Source organism: Flavipsychrobacter stenotrophus (assembly GCF_002954265.1).
Classification (GTDB): domain Bacteria; phylum Bacteroidota; class Bacteroidia; order Chitinophagales; family Chitinophagaceae; genus Flavipsychrobacter; species Flavipsychrobacter stenotrophus.
Window position 1 is genome coordinate 276159 of record NZ_PPSL01000005.1, and the last position, 17876, is coordinate 294034.

Annotated in this window: 20 protein-coding genes; 6 read left to right on the plus strand and 14 right to left on the minus strand. The window is 42.0% G+C overall.

Annotated features, from left to right (window positions below; translation table 11 throughout):
- Window positions 1-65: 65 nt before the first annotated feature.
- The 3 genes from CJD36_RS17865 to CJD36_RS17875 all read right to left on the minus strand — a co-directional run bounded on the left by CJD36_RS17865 (window position 66) and on the right by CJD36_RS17875 (window position 1896).
- Window positions 66-305, minus strand: a complete 240-nt coding sequence (locus CJD36_RS17865) for a HigA family addiction module antitoxin (RefSeq protein ID WP_105040564.1) — start codon at window positions 303-305, stop codon at window positions 66-68.
- A 15-nt stretch (window positions 306-320) separates the two neighbouring features.
- Entirely contained in the window at window positions 321-1220 is a 900-nt protein-coding gene (gene miaA, locus CJD36_RS17870; RefSeq protein WP_240609377.1) for a tRNA (adenosine(37)-N6)-dimethylallyltransferase MiaA, read from the minus strand.
- 100 nt (window positions 1221-1320) lie between these two features.
- On the minus strand, window positions 1321-1896 hold the full coding sequence (locus tag CJD36_RS17875; RefSeq protein WP_105040565.1) for an IS1096 element passenger TnpR family protein: 576 nt from the start codon (window positions 1894-1896) through the stop codon (window positions 1321-1323).
- Between the two features lie 206 nt (window positions 1897-2102).
- Here CJD36_RS17875 and rpmI point away from each other — a divergent pair, with 206 nt between their 5' ends.
- The 3 genes from rpmI to CJD36_RS17890 all read left to right on the plus strand — a co-directional run bounded on the left by rpmI (window position 2103) and on the right by CJD36_RS17890 (window position 3315).
- Entirely contained in the window at window positions 2103-2300 is a 198-nt protein-coding gene (gene rpmI, locus CJD36_RS17880; RefSeq protein WP_105040566.1) for a 50S ribosomal protein L35, read from the plus strand.
- Window positions 2301-2375: 75 nt separating this feature from the next.
- A complete protein-coding gene (gene rplT / locus CJD36_RS17885; protein ID WP_105040567.1) occupies window positions 2376-2720 on the plus strand; it encodes a 50S ribosomal protein L20 in 345 nt (114 codons plus the stop codon).
- A gap of 235 nt (window positions 2721-2955) precedes the next feature.
- Window positions 2956-3315, plus strand: a complete 360-nt coding sequence (locus tag CJD36_RS17890) for a hypothetical protein (RefSeq protein WP_133162699.1) — start codon at window positions 2956-2958, stop codon at window positions 3313-3315.
- Between the two features lie 73 nt (window positions 3316-3388).
- Here CJD36_RS17890 and CJD36_RS17895 read toward each other — a convergent pair whose 3' ends face one another.
- The 3 genes from CJD36_RS17895 to CJD36_RS17905 form a co-directional block, all read right to left on the minus strand.
- On the minus strand, window positions 3389-5035 hold the full coding sequence (locus CJD36_RS17895) for a CTP synthase (RefSeq protein ID WP_105040569.1): 1647 nt from the start codon (window positions 5033-5035) through the stop codon (window positions 3389-3391).
- Window positions 5036-5147: 112 nt separating this feature from the next.
- Complete coding sequence (locus CJD36_RS17900) at window positions 5148-5561, minus strand: RidA family protein (RefSeq protein ID WP_105040570.1); 414 nt, start codon at window positions 5559-5561, stop codon at window positions 5148-5150.
- Between the two features lie 106 nt (window positions 5562-5667).
- The gene (locus CJD36_RS17905; protein WP_105040571.1) at window positions 5668-6051 is read right to left on the minus strand and encodes a VOC family protein; all 384 of its coding nucleotides are present in this window, start codon (window positions 6049-6051) and stop codon (window positions 5668-5670) included.
- Window positions 6052-6175: 124 nt separating this feature from the next.
- Here CJD36_RS17905 and CJD36_RS17910 point away from each other — a divergent pair, with 124 nt between their 5' ends.
- A complete protein-coding gene (locus tag CJD36_RS17910) occupies window positions 6176-6367 on the plus strand; it encodes a hypothetical protein (RefSeq protein ID WP_105040572.1) in 192 nt (63 codons plus the stop codon).
- Between the two features lie 155 nt (window positions 6368-6522).
- Here CJD36_RS17910 and CJD36_RS17915 read toward each other — a convergent pair whose 3' ends face one another.
- The 3 genes from CJD36_RS17915 to CJD36_RS17925 form a co-directional block, all read right to left on the minus strand.
- Window positions 6523-6960: a response regulator gene (locus tag CJD36_RS17915; RefSeq protein WP_105040573.1), complete on the minus strand. Its 438-nt coding sequence runs from the start codon at window positions 6958-6960 to the stop codon at window positions 6523-6525.
- 71 nt (window positions 6961-7031) lie between these two features.
- Complete coding sequence (locus CJD36_RS17920) at window positions 7032-7403, minus strand: hypothetical protein (protein WP_105040574.1); 372 nt, start codon at window positions 7401-7403, stop codon at window positions 7032-7034.
- Between the two features lie 168 nt (window positions 7404-7571).
- Window positions 7572-9614 carry a hypothetical protein gene (locus CJD36_RS17925; protein WP_105040575.1) on the minus strand — a complete coding sequence of 681 codons (2043 nt, stop codon included), beginning with the start codon at window positions 9612-9614 and terminating at the stop codon, window positions 7572-7574.
- A 102-nt stretch (window positions 9615-9716) separates the two neighbouring features.
- On the opposite strand from CJD36_RS17925, the gene CJD36_RS17930 reads away from it, so the two are divergent.
- Both CJD36_RS17930 and CJD36_RS17935 read left to right on the plus strand, forming a co-directional pair.
- Window positions 9717-10337, plus strand: coding sequence for a hypothetical protein (locus CJD36_RS17930; protein WP_105040576.1), 621 nt, complete (start codon window positions 9717-9719; stop codon window positions 10335-10337).
- A 134-nt stretch (window positions 10338-10471) separates the two neighbouring features.
- Window positions 10472-12874, plus strand: a complete 2403-nt coding sequence (locus tag CJD36_RS17935; protein WP_161499365.1) for a TonB-dependent receptor — start codon at window positions 10472-10474, stop codon at window positions 12872-12874.
- Window positions 12875-12883: 9 nt separating this feature from the next.
- Here CJD36_RS17935 and CJD36_RS17940 read toward each other — a convergent pair whose 3' ends face one another.
- From CJD36_RS17940 to CJD36_RS17960, 5 genes are all read right to left on the minus strand, one after another.
- Window positions 12884-13150 carry a hypothetical protein gene (locus CJD36_RS17940; RefSeq protein WP_105040578.1) on the minus strand — a complete coding sequence of 89 codons (267 nt, stop codon included), beginning with the start codon at window positions 13148-13150 and terminating at the stop codon, window positions 12884-12886.
- A 207-nt stretch (window positions 13151-13357) separates the two neighbouring features.
- On the minus strand, window positions 13358-13831 hold the full coding sequence (locus CJD36_RS17945) for a hypothetical protein (RefSeq protein WP_133162700.1): 474 nt from the start codon (window positions 13829-13831) through the stop codon (window positions 13358-13360).
- A gap of 37 nt (window positions 13832-13868) precedes the next feature.
- Complete coding sequence (ade, locus tag CJD36_RS17950) at window positions 13869-15509, minus strand: adenine deaminase (RefSeq protein ID WP_105040580.1); 1641 nt, start codon at window positions 15507-15509, stop codon at window positions 13869-13871.
- 51 nt (window positions 15510-15560) lie between these two features.
- Complete coding sequence (locus CJD36_RS17955; protein WP_133162701.1) at window positions 15561-16079, minus strand: hypothetical protein; 519 nt, start codon at window positions 16077-16079, stop codon at window positions 15561-15563.
- A 151-nt stretch (window positions 16080-16230) separates the two neighbouring features.
- Complete coding sequence (locus CJD36_RS17960; protein ID WP_161499366.1) at window positions 16231-17748, minus strand: WG repeat-containing protein; 1518 nt, start codon at window positions 17746-17748, stop codon at window positions 16231-16233.
- Window positions 17749-17876 lie beyond the last annotated feature (128 nt).

Consider the following 17876-nt stretch of genomic DNA (forward strand, 5'->3'; position numbering starts at 1 on the left):
ATTAATACTAATTGTGGAGAAATGGACTAACGTAACGAAAATGATGACCTGCAACCGAATAAGCCCTATACTTTCCGCAGATCATAATCGGCCTGCAGATCAAGCCAGAATTGCACGGAAATATTCAGTTCTTTTTCGAGCCTTTGGGCAATGTCAGCGGTAACAGATTCTTTACGGTTGAGCAGATCTAAAAAATCAGATGGGAACATCCCTATTCGAACAGCGAATGCAATAGGATCTTCACCTCTTGCATCCAGCTCATAGACAAGTATCTCGCCGGGATGAAGTATTTCGTTGGTGTTCATTGTCGGTTGCTATAATTACAATTCAATCAGTTCAAGTATCTTGTCAACAACATACTTATCATCCGCCATCAACCATGTTATTTCAGGGTCGCGCTTAAACCAGGTGAGCTGTCGCTTGGCATAGTTACGTGAGTTCTGTTTGATCTTATCTACTGCATATGCCAGCGTACTCTTACCATCAAAATAATCAAATAGCTCAACGTACCCAACGGTTTGTAGATTCTTTAAATGACGGGATGTATATAGGCTTTGCGCTTCCACTTCCAATCCATTCTCCATCATGATGTCTACGCGTTGGTTAATGCGGTCGTACAGCTGTTGCCGTGGCAATTCCAACCCTACTTTGATGATCTTGAAGGGCCTTTGCTTTTTAGTGTTCGTGCGATAAGCTGCGATGCTTGCTCCAGTTGACCGAATGAATACCAAAGCCCTGATAAGGCGTGCAGGGTTGGCTATCTCCATCTGCTCATAATAAACAGGATCTTCTTTACTTAGCGCATCCTGCAACCAGGTAATTCCCTCTTTGGCATACCGGTCATTTACCTCTTTAGTTATGGCTTCATCTACAGCCGGCATAGGGTCTATGCCTTCACACAATGCCTTTATGTATAAGCCTGTACCGCCGCACACCACAGCAGTATCACAAGCTTCAAAAATGGAGGATAGATACCCCAGGGCCAGCTGCTCGTAGTCAGCTACAGTCAAAGCATCAATAGCAGAAAAATCATCAACAAAATAGTGTTTTATGCCTTGCTGTTCCTCAATAGTTGGCTTGGCAGTGCCAATAGACATTTCTTTATAGCACTGCCTGCTGTCGGCCGATACGATGCTGGTGCCCAGGCGTTTGGCGACATCAACAGCTATTGCTGTTTTACCCACTGCCGTAGGACCTTGTATGACTATGAGTTGCTTCAATATGAAAAAACGGTTCGCTTAAAATGTTTACTATAATTTCTAAAAAACAAGAAGGCGACCTACGACCGCCTTCTTGTTATATGAGTTGAACATCTATTGCTTAAAAATCCTGGCTGTTATCTTCTACGTGACTTTCTTCAGCACCACCATCATCACTGCCGCCTTCGCCCTCATTACCATAACCTTCGGCCATGTCTTCAGCTCCCAGGTCGTACTTTTCTTCTATCTCCATGAGCTTACTTGGATTCACACCCTTTATGCCATATTGAGCTGGCGCTACACCTTCTTTACGTAACACAAACGGATACACTCTTCTGTAAGTCTCGTCTTTGCTTACGTTCAGGAGTTCTACAAGGAAAGTCCATTTTTTACCTGCGGGATCATACACGTAAACAAACTTCTGAGATGGAGTGGCTACCAGTGCCTGCACCGGGGTGCGGGTCATAGACAAAGCCGGTGCATCTTTCTTATTCACCAACACTTCTGAATTGAACTCTCTGCCATAAGCCCACTTATCATTACTCTCGTAAAATGATGCCGGGTGCTTACCGTCGAACTCATAAGCCTGCACTATACCCTTATGGAACTCTAAAAAGGTTTGTGTACCCTGTATCTCTATGTCGCGGTAGGTAAGGTCGTCGTCTTCCCAATATATTCTGAATCGAAGTATGGCCATTGTTTGTATTTACGATGTAAAAATAATAAATGATTAGTCCCGATTGTAGATTAATATTGCAGAAATTTCTGAACACATAATAAGTGAATAATCAGGTATGCAAAGGGCTTGAATTGATTTACTAAAATAAATATGTGAAATGTGTTCAAAAAAATAAATATTGAAAACAAAAATTACTTACCTTTGCAGTCCCAAATTTGATTTCCATGCCTAAGATGAAAACGCACTCACGTGCGAAAAAGACATTCAGAGTTACCGGTACTGGCAAGATCCGTAGGTACAAAGCTTTTAAGAGTCACTTGTTGACCAAGAAATCTAAAAGCCGCAAGCGTCACCTTCGTATCCATGGCCTGGTTCATAAGAGCAACATGCCATTGGTTAAGCGTATGCTTGTAATGGGTTAATACCCTCAAGTATATTGTGCAGCAGGTAACTGTGAAAAAGTAAATTATTTTAATAAAAGACATTAATTTTTAGATATGCCACGTTCTGTAAATGCAGTAGCATCTCGCCAGAGAAGGAAAAAGATATTAAAGCAAGCAAAAGGTTTTTACGGTAAGCGTAAGAACGTATATACCGTTGCCAAAAACGTATTAGAGAAGGGTCTTGGATACAAGTTTGTAGGCCGTAAACTGAAGAAGCGCGAATACCGCAGCCTTTGGATCGTGCGTATCAACGCTGCTATTCGTCCGGAAGGAATGAGCTACTCAGTATTTATGGGTAAGCTTGCTGCTAAGGGTATAGACCTGAACCGTAAGGTATTGGCAGACCTGGCAATGAACGAGCCTGAGACTTTCAAAGCTCTTGCTGCTTCAGTAAAGTAATCAATTACTTACTCAATCATATTGTAGCCCGCATCGAAAGATGTGGGCTATTTTTGCGTGTGCTAATCTGAATGATTGTCTGAACCAGGATTTATAGGATTAAAGGAAAAACAAGATGCCCGATGGTGTAATATCTACAACTTATTTATTATTCCAATTATTATTTGACGGCATGGTTATTAAGGCATAAAGTATAAGTCCTGATAAAAGAGGCAAATATCAAAACAGAATAACCATGAAAACAATTCAAATCAGCTTTTTTGCCCTGACGATGGGATTATTTGTAACGTCGTGCGGTAGCAGTACCACTGAGTCTACAATGAGTGACTCTAGCTCGTCAATGAGCACGGCACCTGCAATGCCGCCAACATCAGAAACATCTACCACAGTAACCACCACACCTGATACAGTAAGGTCTAGCACCGGCACTTCGCCGGACGAGGCTCCGATGGATGGGTCTGCAAATGGCGCCACCAATACCATGGAAGGTGGTAGCACCACAACAACATCTACTACAACAACACATGAAGCACCCAAAGTGCAGAGCACCAAGGTAAAAACCAAGACGGTTATAAAGACAGAAACAAAGAAATAAACACGTTCTTCCTATAACAGCAACAGCCCACATTGTGAAATGCGGGCTGTTGCTGTTATTATTTGATAAAAACCTAAGCTATAGCTGCTCCTGATATTTTTACAGAGGCTGCATTTCTCTGCTCCTGTGCTTCTTTGGCTGCTTTTACAAAGCCTACAAACAAAGGATGAGGATTTTCTACAGTGCTCTTATATTCCGGGTGAAACTGTACGCCAATATAGAATGGATGATCTTTCATCTCCACTACTTCCACCAGGTCGGTCAAAGGATTCTTGCCAACAGGAATGAAACCGGCTTCTTCAAAAGCTGCCAGGTATTCGTTGTTAAACTCGTAGCGATGACGATGGCGCTCTGTAATATTTGCAGTGCCATATATCTCTGCAGTTGTAGAGTCTGGTCTTAATTCACATGCGTAGCTACCCAGTCTCATTGTTCCGCCCATCATGGTTATCGTCTTCTGAGATTCCATCATGCTAATTACCCCGTCCTTGGTATCTGGATCCATTTCTGTAGAGTGCGCCTTGGGCATACCCAGCACATTACGGGCAAATTCCACGCATGCCATTTGCATACCCAGGCATATACCAAAGAAAGGCACCTTGTTGACACGCGCATAGCGTATTGCTTCTATCTTCCCTTCTATACCTCTGCTACCAAAACCCGGTGCCACAAGTACTGCATCGAGATTCTGCAATTTTTCTTTTGCATTTTCTTTTGTAAGGTATTCAGAATGTATGTTACGCACCTCTACCTTACATTCATTCATAGCACCTGCATGTATCAGGGCCTCTAGTATAGATTTGTAAGCATCCTGCAACTCTACGTACTTACCAATGAGCCCAATGACTACGTGACTCTTTGGGTAGCGTAGCTTGTTCAGGAATTCTTTCCATTTGCTCATGTCTGGTTCTTTGCCCATTGGCATACCCAGTTTGTTCAGGCAGGTAACGTCCAGTTTTTCCCGCATCATCTCCAACGGCACACTATAGATACTATCTGCATCCATAGCTTCTATTACAGCATCGGGGGTAACGTTACAAAACAGGGCTATCTTCCTCTTCAGATCGTTATATAATGGTTGCTCAGTACGGCATACCAATACGTCAGGACTTAACCCCTGCTCGCTGAGTAGCTTTACAGAGTGCTGGGTTGGTTTTGTTTTTAGTTCTTTTGCGGCCTTCAGGTACGGTATGAGTGTAAGGTGTATGACCAGGCAATCTGTGCCCATTTCCCATTTCAACTGACGAACCGCTTCAATGTATGGCAGTGATTCGATATCGCCCACCGTTCCACCCAACTCGGTAATGACAATGTCAAACTGTTTGTCTTCGCCCAACAGCAACATACGGCGCTTGATTTCGTCGGTGATGTGCGGGATCACCTGTACAGTTTTACCCAGATAAGCACCTTCGCGCTCTTTGTTGATCACATGCTGGTAAATGCGGCCGGTGGTCACATTATTGGCCTGTGATGTGAACGTATTGAGATAACGCTCGTAGTGGCCCAGATCAAGATCGGTCTCGGCCCCATCCTCTGTCACATAGCACTCGCCATGCTCATAAGGGTTAAGGGTTCCCGGGTCAACATTGATATACGGGTCAAATTTCTGAATGGTGCAAGTAAAGCCACGAGCCTGTAGCAACTTAGCCAATGAGGCTGCAATAATACCTTTTCCGAGAGAGGAAGTAACACCGCCGGTAACAAAAATATACTTAGTCATAACGCTCTTGTTTTACAAGACCGTGCAACTCTGGTGAAAAACAGGGGGAGAAGCAAAAGCGGTCACACAAAGTTACAAAGAAGAGCGCAATAGTCAGAAATATTTTCCTTTACTATTCAATAGTTGCGATACACTTTAACTCTATAGCTATTGCTGTAGGCAGTGAATCAATACCTACTGTAGTGCGACAGGGTTGATTATCTTTGAAGTACTCAGCGTAAATTTTATTATACGTATGGAAATCCCGCTTCATGTCTACAAGGAATACGGTAACATCTACCAGTTTATCCCATCCGCTGCCACTCTCTTCCAGTATAACCCGCACGTTGTCGAACACGCTGCGGCACTGTGCAGCAAAATCAAATTCGTGATGGTTGCCGTGTTTATCGGCCATCAACCCAGGTATTTCATCGGTACCTGCCTTGCGCGGACCAACACCAGAAAGAAATAAAAGATTACCTACACGCTTTGCATGAGGATATAAACCAACCGGTTTAGGTGCTTTATCTGTAGAGAACTGTGACATATGTTTATCTAAAAAGGTAAAATTAAAGCAATTGTGGAAAACTCACCACTATACATTCCACAGGCGGGCAAAGAGTAAAAATTTCATCAGTGAAAACCCTGATTTTTTAATTAACAGAATGGAGAGAAATATAGTTCCCTTCGGTGTCTTCTATTACCGCTATATATCCCATAGTATCGCCCATAAAACTTTTCCCGAGCACAACTTTTCCTCCGGCAGGCTCTATCCTGTCAAGCACTACACTTAAGTCATTACCTGCGTTAAGATACACGCGTGACCCTTGCTTCGAGGGCACATACATTTCGCCGCAAACTATTGCCCCGCCTATACCTCCGTTATCTCGATGATGTAATAGTATGCCCATTTTGACAGGCCCCATATCCATAACAGGCATCTCATAATCATAGATGGCATTATAAAAAACCCTTGCTCTGTCAAAATCGGCAACCGGTATTTCGAACCACGAAACCGCATTATGTAACATCTCCATTTTGCGCTGAAATTTGTTAAAGACGATAAAAATAAAGAAGAAAAACGGGCTTTAACATTTTTTTTAAAATCGCGTGGCACAGAGTTTGCGTATGTACTACCAAACAGTTTAAAACACACATTTTATGAAAAGGAATAGAGCAGTTACATACTTCCGTAAAGCACAGGCGTTGAAGATATGGGAAAACCCAATGGAAGCCGATTTGAAAACACTTTTGAGCGCAACTCTGGCTATCAGCCGCAACCATGTTGTAAAGAAGCACATCACCAGCACACTACAGGAATTGAATACAAATTTGTACAGGTTATCTGCTTAATGAGTAGATAATCTGTATTCCAAAATACACAGTTCCCGCCGCAACAATATTGTCAGATATTGTGATCCGACATACGCAATTGCGCAAAGAACCATTCTGGAACATAGCTTCATCGTCTATTCAAATGGCGTCCCTCCCGGCAATTGGAAAAGAAATCAATATACAGAGCCTGTACCTGACGATTGGCTATTCTGCAGACAAGAATTGTAAAAGGACCTAGCTGTGTCCAGACACTCCTTATAGGTAACAGGCTTCACAACATAAGATGAAGCACCTGTCTTGATGCATTCATTCATTTCGATAGTATTGATGGATGTTGAGAATATAATAACTGGTATATGCCTGTATCTATCGTTTGCCTTCAACATTTTTAATGTTTGTGTACCATTCATCCTTGGCATATTCAGGTCGAGTACAATGAGTGTAGGTAAGTCGCTTTCTGCATTTATTGCATCAAGATAAGAGAGAATATTTTCCCCATTTTCCACAAAATGAATGAGCTCGGACAGTTGTATTTCCCGAAACGTGTCCTCCATGATCATCCTGTCTTCAGGATCATCATCAGCTAACAATATTTTTACAGTTTCGGACATACCTGTAAATTACACTTAAATATCCGCACTACCCCTGCAATTATTAAAATTTAAGCATTTGCATGCATTACTCAGGAAAGAGAATCGGTAAAGAATAATTGATTGTTTGAAGATGGATGTGAATTGTATTCACCAATAGTGTCCTCAATAACATTAGCAGCCAGGTAAGTAGACAACTCTTTATAGACGATCTCTCCGGCCGCATTGCGGGAAATTACCAGTATATCGAACAAAAAGCCCTTGTATTCTTCAAGCACCACATCCTGAGCATCCTGAGACATAACCATGTAATACAGTATGAATCTTTGCTTGCTTGCCTGGTCGAAAGGGATGATCAAAACGTCTTCAATCTGCGACTTATCTCCATCGAATTTAGTGCCCACAAGAGCCCGATATACGCTGCTTAAATACTTTGCCTGTTCTAATGAATATGGTGGGGTCATTTATAAGTATATTTTCTGCCTGTAAGTTACACAAGGTTATTTAGCTATATAACCATGCCAACTCAATAACACAAATTTAGCAAAGAGATAACATCCACTTAACTTTTTTATTAAATTTAATTATGTTATGAAAAATAATTTTTCTCATAATCTATAACTCTCTAATTTCTACTGAGCCAGCCAATATTTACGTAGTAACCACTCGGCCACAACTATGATGAGAATAATAAAAAAGTACCATTTACGGTCAATAAAAGGCACAATTTCAGTATTTACCCTGATAAGTGGTTTTATAGATTGGTTATGCGTAATGCTATCGTAGAGCACCCCAATGGCAGAAGAGGGAATAAATACCCCGTTATATTTTTTAGACAATCCGTATAGCAAAGGATAGTCTGCCCCTTGTTCCATTGATTCTACCGGTGTGGTCTCAACTGCAAATGAGCCATTTGATACAAGCTCTTTTCCATTATAAGTAGCGTGCGCACGGTAAGTATATGTACCACCGGCCCATACCCCAATATTGAGTGCATAATTATTGCCCGACCGCTCAAAAGTGTAGTCTCGCTTACGACCTGCGCTGTCTATGATAGTTACTGCGGCATCAGGCGAATTAACGTGCTCATTATTGGCATTTAGCAGTCGCGCAGAAAGTGCAATTGGCTCCTGATCTCTCCACACATATTTAGGTAAAGATGCGGCAAATTGCTTTTCATTATTGCCCGCAGAAAGAAAAGCTACCGTCTGGCGGATACACTCATCAATAACTACGTGGCTATTGAAGTTTTTAAACTCATACAATCTCCATCTCCACAATCCTTCTCCCGCAAGAATAGCAACCGGAACAGCTCCCTGTTGCATCATCCAGATGGGCGTGGTTCCATCTCCTGCACCCGACCGCTGAGTGAACAGCGCATTTGTACCGGGGGCATTCATCACATTGCCAATAGCAAGGGTAAGTGGTGGCATTTTGTCTGTTACAGACTGCACCTGCTGGGGCAACGTAAATGTATTGAACGATGTATTGTAAGTAGCCAGCACATCGTGTGAAGGGCCTGAAGTGATGGCAGTGAACGTAAGATCCTTCAGCGCATTTACAGCGGCCAGACTAGTCTGCCCGCCTAATATCAACCACATAGGCTTTTTGGCAGCGATCAACTGCCTGGAAATATCATTGCGCAATGACGGTAAGCCATGCAGGATAATGACATTGTAACCCGACAATGACGCCGGGAAATTATCTGCTGTACAAACAGTGATATTATAGCTTTCAATACCTGCAAGCGCTTCCTTTATTGCATTAACATCGGGGTGCGGAGATGCTGATGCGATCAGAATGTTTTTCTTCTCGTCAACAACCTCTATAAATATATCCCGATGATTATTAGCTGTATTCTTTTCTCCCTCAACCTCAGGCGCGGAAATAACATAATGGTGCAGGCCCGGTTTGTCTGCTTTAATGGTGTAGGCAACCGACCTGTCGAACTTATCTGTATTGACTACCAAAGGTGCCGTAGACAATGTAGCATTACCTTCTTTCAACGATATAGTGTTATTATACCCCTTGCACAATTGTGCAACAATGTCTGCTCTGATCTCAAAGGAAGTGTTGAGGGTAACTACTTTATTGGCGTATACCTGCGCTACACGCATATCTTTTTGTGCAGCACTGTCGCCTATGGCAACCGAGTAGAGCGATGCATGTATTGGTATTTGCTGAAATAATGGATTTGCCCCCTGATTAAAACGCCCGTCGCTGGCGAGTATAACAGCGCCAAGATTTTGTAATCCATAATATTCCTGAGCACCGGTGATAGCCGCAGCGATATCTGTGGCGGTTTGCTTGTATTGAAAAGGACTATCTGCCTGTACGCTTCCACCAAAACCCCATTTCACTACCTTGTATTTGTCTGACAATTTCTGCAGTAACTGCTCTGTATTTTTACGATAGTTAGCTGAATCTGCACCTAATGCTACACCAACAGAAGTAGAGTTATCCTGCAAGAGCAGAACCACGGGTTTTTCGATAGTATTCTGCGTAATAGTAATAGCGGGAACCAGGATCAACAAGATGGTAAAAAACACCACTAACCCACGCAGCAGAGAAGTAAGCCACGGGTAAGGAACAGCACGCCTTTTATCCGATAGATATACCCAGTAAGCCGCACCAACAGACAATAAAGCGGCTATAAGCCAATAGAACCATTGCATCGGCAGCAAACTAACGAAAAAATCAAAAAAAGCGGTACAAATACAAATAAAATAAGAACTTTGATAGTGATATTAACAAACTGTGTTTTTATATTTTATACCATGAGTGCCAGGCTGATCCTATTCTTTGCTTTCTTCTTATCCTCTTTTGCCCTATCTGCCCAACGTACCCGCGTAACGCAAGTACCTAAGTCACCAACTTCTGTGGCCAATGGGGTGAACAGCTCGGGCGATAAAAAGATCGTGACCACATCGCGCAAGGCAAATGGCTACATGGTATACAAAGGAGATACAATAAAAGGATTGATCATGATGGGATTGGATGGCGTGTACCTGGACCATATTCAAAATAACGGCAGCGGTAAATTTTACGACGTAAAGTTTAAAGACCGCGGACTGAAGACCATAATGATGTACAATGCCGACAATAAACCACTATGCCTGACCAGAGTAAAAGAAAGTGATAAAAAACTGATGCGCCTGCTGCATGAAGGCAAACTGACGGTGTATGACGACAGAATAGGCTATGTATATACCCCAGACGATATAGATCCATTTCTGGTGGTTGTTTCTTACAATGGCGAAGTGGAAACCCTTGGCTCCTTCTCCAAAGGAGAAACCCGTAAAGACCTGATTGCCTACATAAATGACGTCTACGGATTGAAGATCGACTACAAAACAAAGTGGTCGGAGTTGATGCTGACCATGGATGGGCTGGATTAATGCCTGCTAAAAATCCCTTCGTTACACATCACCCCGACAACATTACATAGCTACAAAATAGTGGGATAATTTGATAATTGTCAAATACTTACATTGTAAAAATGAGGTATCTTGGCAGCTCAATGTTTAGCTCTATGGGAAAAAATATTACGTTTATTGTATTGTTGTTCCTTTCTATTACCGCGTCAGCTCAGCGTAGCCAAACTTTAAAAGGAAGAGTTGTTGAAAAAGAATCAAAATCTCCGCTCAGTGGAGTAACTATTATCATAACTGACCTCAGCCCCGTTAAAGGCACAGCTACCGACAGCAACGGTTATTTCTCAATAACAGAAGTGCCTGTGGGCAAACACAATATTGCGGCGTCATATACCGGATATACGGGCTTCAATGCCGCTGACGTAGAAGTATCATCGGCCAAAGAAGTAGTGATGGCTATAGAGATGGAAGAAGCCAGTGTAAAGATGAGCGAAGTGACCATTGCCACCCGACGTGATCATATCAACGATATGGCATTGGTAAGCACCAAAACATTTGATGTGCGGGAAACTGAACGTTACGCAGGTAGCAGAAGCGACCCGGCACGCATGGCTTCTAACTTCGCCGGGGTGCAGGGCGGCAATGACAGCCGTAACGACATAGTAATACGCGGCAATTCGCCACAAGGTGTGCTTTGGCGCCTGGAGGGTGTGGATATCCCAAATCCTAATCACTTTGCTATACCTGGCACATCCGGCGGACCGGTAAGTATGCTCAACAGCAAGACACTGGCCAACAGCGACTTTTTTACCGGTGCTTTCCCCGGTGAATATGGCAATGCAATAGCCGGCGTGTTTGATCTGAAACTAAGAAACGGAAATAATAACAGGTATGAATTTACCGGACAGCTTGGCTTTCTGGGCACAGAACTGGCTGCAGAAGGACCTCTATCGCGCAAATCAGGCTCATCATTTCTATTTACCTACCGCTACTCTACCCTGCAGTTGTTTGAAGGACTGAATATAAAAATAGGCACATCGTCAGTACCCAAATACCAGGACGCAACATTCAAGCTCAACTTTCCAATGGGTAAGGGTAATCTATCGTTTTTCGGTATTGGTGGACTGAGCAGTATAGACCTGATAGTAAGTACGCTCACCAAACCAGAGCCTGAGCTGTATGGTGAATCGGACAGGGACCAATATTTCAAATCGAACATGGGCATACTGGGTGCAGAATACAAGTACACGATCAACACCCGCACCTACACACAAATTACCGTAGCCCAAACGGAGGCCGATGTATTTACGCACCATGAAAAGGTATTCAGAGATTATGCCACATTCAGGTTAGACTCTATGAAGAGTGTGCTGGGCTATACCTTTAAAAATAGCTCTACGTTAACGCACTGGTTTATGAACAAAAAGCTCTCCGCCAAACAAACACTGAAGTTTGGCCTAGTTAATAACTACTATCACATGAACCTTACAGACAGCAGCAGGCAATACCCTACAAGCAGGCAGGATTGGCAGCATAGATCAGACTTCATTGGCGGTACCGACCTGGTGCAGGCATATGTGCAGTATAAGTTCAAACCAAGTGAACACATTACCATCAACGGGGGCCTGCATGGCCAGTACCTTACACATAATGGTTCAAAATCATTGGAGCCAAGAATTGGAATGAAGTGGACGGTTAGTGAAACCAACATCATTACCGCGGGTTATGGATTACACAGCCAGATGCAGCCACTGTACCAATACTTTGCACACCTGCCGCAGAATCCGGCATCGGTAATGCACAACTATGATATAGACTTTACCCGCAGCCACCACTTTGTTGTTGCCTATGAAAGGCCGCTGAGCAAGGTGATGAAACTACGCCTGGAGGGCTACTACCAATACTTGTTCAATGTCCCTATAGAAGTTCGCACAGGTTCATCTTATTCGGCTCTCAACCAGGGCTCATCTTTCTCACGCGATTATCCAGGAGTATTGCAAAACAAGGGTGTGGGCTATAACTATGGCATCGAGGGGACGATAGAAAAGAGAATGGCACGCGGCTACTACTTTATGCTCACAGGATCTGTGTTTGACTCTAAGGCAAAAGGAAATGATGACATATTCCGCAATACCGACTTCAACACTAAGTATGCAGTAAACCTGCTGGCAGGCTATGAGCACAAGCTAGGCAAATACAGCACATTTATAGCAGGCGGAAAGATCACCATGATAGGTGGTAAGCTATATTCTTTGGTTGATACTGCGGCATCAAATGCCTATGGTGATGTGGTGATCTATGATAGCACCCGTAACTCAAAGCTGCTACCAGCCTACTTCCGTGCCGACCTGAAGATTGGCGCTAAGTTCAATTCAAAAAGAGTAACGCATGAAATAGCACTGGATCTGGTGAATGTATTCAACACCAAAAATGTACTCTCACAAACTTATAGCCCAGACCTTGCCGCACAAGGACAGGAGCCGTACTACAAACAATACCAGCTGGGTTTCCTGCCAATATTTTATTACAGGATAGATTTTGGAACGGGGAAGAAAAAGTGAGTTAACGAGCTATTGCCAACTGATGTAAACCTTTACAAAATAGGATTCGGGATTGTGCGGGATATATTTAAGACCGCCACGTCTCCCGGGATGCTGGTCAATATCTATAAGTAATTGATTTTTGAAGCCATAGGATATGATAATTTCAATTCCCTTACGTCTATAAACAGTACCAACCTCAAACGCAGAGTTATTTACACCGCTGGATGGAATACTATGCTCATCGCCATCTATGCCGTTCAGAATATACTTATACTCTTCAAACGCCTCTTGCAAATTTTTGCACCCTATCTCAGCAGAAGCAAAATTATATTCTTTACTAACCCATAGTTTACTGTGTTCTGCATACCCCCTTATGCGTTTGGCAGATGAATTTATTCCTTTCCTTTTAATACTATCAATAGAAAGTTGAATGATACGTACACTATCTCTAGCTGTATAATTTCCGGCAATCTTACCTGCCAGCCCACAATAACCTAGCCATTAAATATGGTCTACCTCTATTGTATCCTTTATAATGGGGATAGAACCAAGAATATGAGTGCTGGAATAGGTAGTGCAATAAATTTTCCATAGCCCATAATCGCCATCAACAAATTCTTTTACTGTTTCTGTTAACTTATCATAGGCGGACATATTCACAGGTATAAAAGTTGTAACGCCGTATGCTAAAGATTCATTAAAAAACAATATTATTGGTCCACGATATACTGGGCTATTTGTTTTAGAAAGCTCATACTTATACTCACCTAAGTTAAGGTTGCAGATGAATAAAGATGAATCGGAAGACATAGACAACAAAAGTTCGTTGTTCTTGTAAAGCCTAAGTAAACAAGGTTCTTTAAAAAAACAATTGTTATCCCCTTCTCTGAAATGTAAAATGGTTTTGAATTTATCTTCAGCATAACAATTATAGCCCAGTATGAAGTATAATATCAAAAAACAATAGTTTTTCATAGCAACCACTTTTGGGTTTTCACTTTTAATTTTTTTCTTAAATTTCCACACTCGTAAACTCAAACTTACCACCATCAAATAATCCCTTATCACTAAGCTTCAATGCGGGTATAACCAGCAAGGCCATAAAAGATAAAGTCATAAATGGTGCGTGCATTTTAGTGCCCAGTTCTTTTGCCTTTTTATCTACATGTGTATAGGCTGCGGCAACAGTATAGGCGTCGTCTAAAGACATAAGTCCGGCTACAGGCAATGGCATTACAGACACGTCACCGGGAGCAGACACCACGGAGATACCGCCCTGGCTGGCTATCAGCGCGTTTACTGCTTCACAAAGTGAAGCATCATCAACACCAACTGCTATTATGTTATGGCAGTCATGACCCACAGTAGACGCTATTGCACCATATGTAAGTCCGAAGTTTTTAATGAAGGCTACAGACACTTTTGCGTGCGGCTCGTAGCGGTTAACTAGTGCCAGTTTCAGTACATCATTGTCTGTGTCGCTTACAATATTTCCATCAACTACTTTAGCAGGGAATTGCAGTTCATTGGTTACCAGCTGGCCTTCTACTGCTTCTATAACCCTTATAGTTGGCGCAGCAGATGAAGCCTTTACCACAAACTCATCAACCGTTTTAGGCATTGCCTTAAAATTATTGATAGGCTCTGCCCTCATGTAGGGCAACAAAGATTTGCCATTCTCCGCAACTAGTTCACCGGAGATGTATGTCTTTAAGATATTGAAATCTTGGGGATTGTCTATCACTATAAAATCGGCAGGCTCATTTACCCGTAGCAGACCTACCGGCAGATTGTAATGCCATACAGGATTAGCACATGCTGCCAGCAGCACATCATACAGATCATACCCATGCGCTAGCGAACGCTTCACTACATCATTGATATGATGCAATACCAGTTCATCAGGATGCTTATCATCACTACAGAACATTACCCTGGCCGGATGTAATTTCAATAGCTTATGCAATGCCTCATAATTCTTAGCAGCACTACCCTCGCGTATCAATATATGCATCTCTGCAAATACCTTATCCAGTGCTTCACCCAAAGTAAAACACTCATGATCGGTAGTTATACCTGCACGTGCATATTCCATAGCCACCTCACCACGCAATCCCGGCGCATGGCCATCTACAGGCTTGCCTACCTTTTGTGCTGCCTTTATTTTGGCCATTACCCCAGGGTCTTTGTACAACACACCGGGGTAGTTCATCATTTCAGACAAGTACCAGATATCATCGCTCTGCAGCAGTTTGGCTACATCATGTTCATCAAGTGTAGCACCTGCTGTTTCAAAGCCTGTAGCAGGCACACAAGATGGGGCACCGAAGAAGAATTTAAAGGGAGATAGCTTGCTGTTGTCTATCATGTACTGCACCCCCTCCATACCGCACACATTGGCTATTTCATGCGGATCAGATACTGTTGCCACCGTACCATGCAACACAGCAACCTGTGCAAACGACACCGGCACCAGCATAGAGCTTTCAATGTGTATATGCGCATCTACAAAACCCGGCAGGATATATTGCTCGGGTGCAGACTCAACTTCCTTAATGGAATAGATAATACCACCCTGCACATCTATCTGTGCAGGATAAGTACGACGTTGAAAAAGATCTATGAGTTGGCCGGAAATGGAGAATGAATGCATGGAACAAAGATACTTACAAATATTATTGTCCAAACCTGTATCAATACACCCCTATAGTTTGTTGATCTTTCCTGCAAAATCACTCACCTCACTATATTCCGAGCAGCCACTGCCGGAATGAAAATGGATGTATAAGGTGTCATTCTTGATCCGGATAAAACTAGGATCTGGCTCCCTGCTATCGTACATATAGGTGCTGTCCGCGCTTGATTTGCTTGTATAATTAAATGTTACACTCCTGAGGTTGGCGGTAGTTGTATCGTAGTAATTACCCATTTCGATATAATACCTTTTGCCTGTTATTGTAAAGGTCGTATCATCGGGATAAGTAATTGTATAGTTGGTGAAATCGGTGCGTGTTACTGTATATACAGGGAAGAACGCACTAAAAGCGTCGCTTGCCGTTCCTGTGGCAACAAAATTACGTGCAGCCGCAGCTGCCAGGGCAGGTTGCCCACCCACTGAATTAGACATCTTGGTACAGCCTGTTAAGATTGAAATGCCAAGCCAGAAAGCCGTCATAGATATTTTGGTTGCGCCCATAGATTGTTTCTCTTTATCAACTGTCAATTAAACGCATATGTTATACTAATATTGTTTTTTATTGAATAAAGTTGAAATTTGTACTGATCAAAGCTTAGCTTGGGAAAAGATGACAGGTGCCATAAAGGCTCTAATGTGGAAGACTAGGCACAAATTTTGACCAATGAGAAAGCCACAACTAATTCAAGACTATCTCATCACCAGATCTTTTTATGTAGAACCATCGGATACCTTTCTTAACCTGCGCTACACCATAATCGAAATTTGTTGCCTCGTCATAGATACAAGGAATTATCTGTTTTCCAAACGTATCAATATAGCCGAATTTCCCATTTAAAACAACAACGGCAGCCCCATACTGAAACCTGTTTACTTTTTCAAATTGTGGTAGTATAACCAACTCACCTGATAAATTGATGTAGCCCCATTTACCATTCAGACAAACTGCTGCAAGATCACTATAAAACTCCTCTGCATTGTCAAATTTGCAAGGAGCAATTGCTTTGCCATTAGAATCAATATAACCCCATAGTCCATTATTCTTTACTCGAATCGGTTCAGGGGAAAACATTGGATTACGAACATCATCATAGTAATCGGAAATGCGCTTATTAGATTTATTTATCAAAAATTCCTTATCACTTTGTTTTACCTCGGCTCTATTATTGAAAAAATCATATGCTTGGTCATATTTACATGGTATGACTTCAACACCGGTTGTATCTATAAAGCCATACTTGCCATCTCTCTTAACAACAATCATGTCTTTACCAAGCGAGCTAAATAATTCGTCATAAATACAAGGAGCAATGACCTTGCCTCGGTTGTTAACGTAACCTATTTTTCCGTCCATCTTTATTTCGGCTACGTCATGGACTGAGAATGAAATTGGCTGATCAAATTGACAAGGAACAACCTCGATACCATTTTTATCTATAAACCCCCATTTACCGTTTAGCATAACCCTAGCCAATCCACTATAAAACCAATCTGCCGCGTTATACTTAAAGGGAATAACTTCCATTCCGGTTTTATCAATGTATCCATACTTCCCATTTTTCTTCACACTACATAGCCCATCTGTAAAACCATAGACCACATCATCAAACTGATATGGAATTACCAATTCATTCTTCTTATTAATGAACCCAAACAAATCATTCTCTTTTACAAAAGCCATAGAGTCACTAAATGATCCTATGTCATCGTACTTTATAGGGACAACCTCGTTTCCTAGTGTATCTATACAACCTCGTTTTCCGTTTTTTGTTACATATTCAATTCCCTCTTCATCAAAAATCAACCCATTGCTGTACTGAAAAGGGATAACAATTTCATTCTTTCTATTAACAGCGCCCCATTTCCCATTCTTTTGAACTATAAAAAAATTATACTTAAATCCGTATGCGAATTCATATATACAAGGTATAATCTGAGTTCCCTTTCTATCAATAAAACAATACTTATCGCCAATTTTCACGTCCTGGTAATCGCCGTAAAATGTCTCAACATAGTCAAACCGACATTTTATTATTTGATTACCTAAAGTATCAATATATCCCCATTTGTCACCTTTCATTACTTCTGTAAGGCCATCGTTGAACGTAACATACGTCATACGCGAGTTTCCGACTTTTTGCCCATAAGATGCCAGTGCAGAAATGATGACTAGTAGAATAGCAATTACGTATTTCATGAAATTCATAGGTTCTCTATTCAAATTACCGCTTTTTATCCGAATTATAATGCCCACTTCAGCTCAATGAGGACCATTTCTATATTAAATCCCTCATTCCCACCCGAATAAATTAATTTTGACACTCA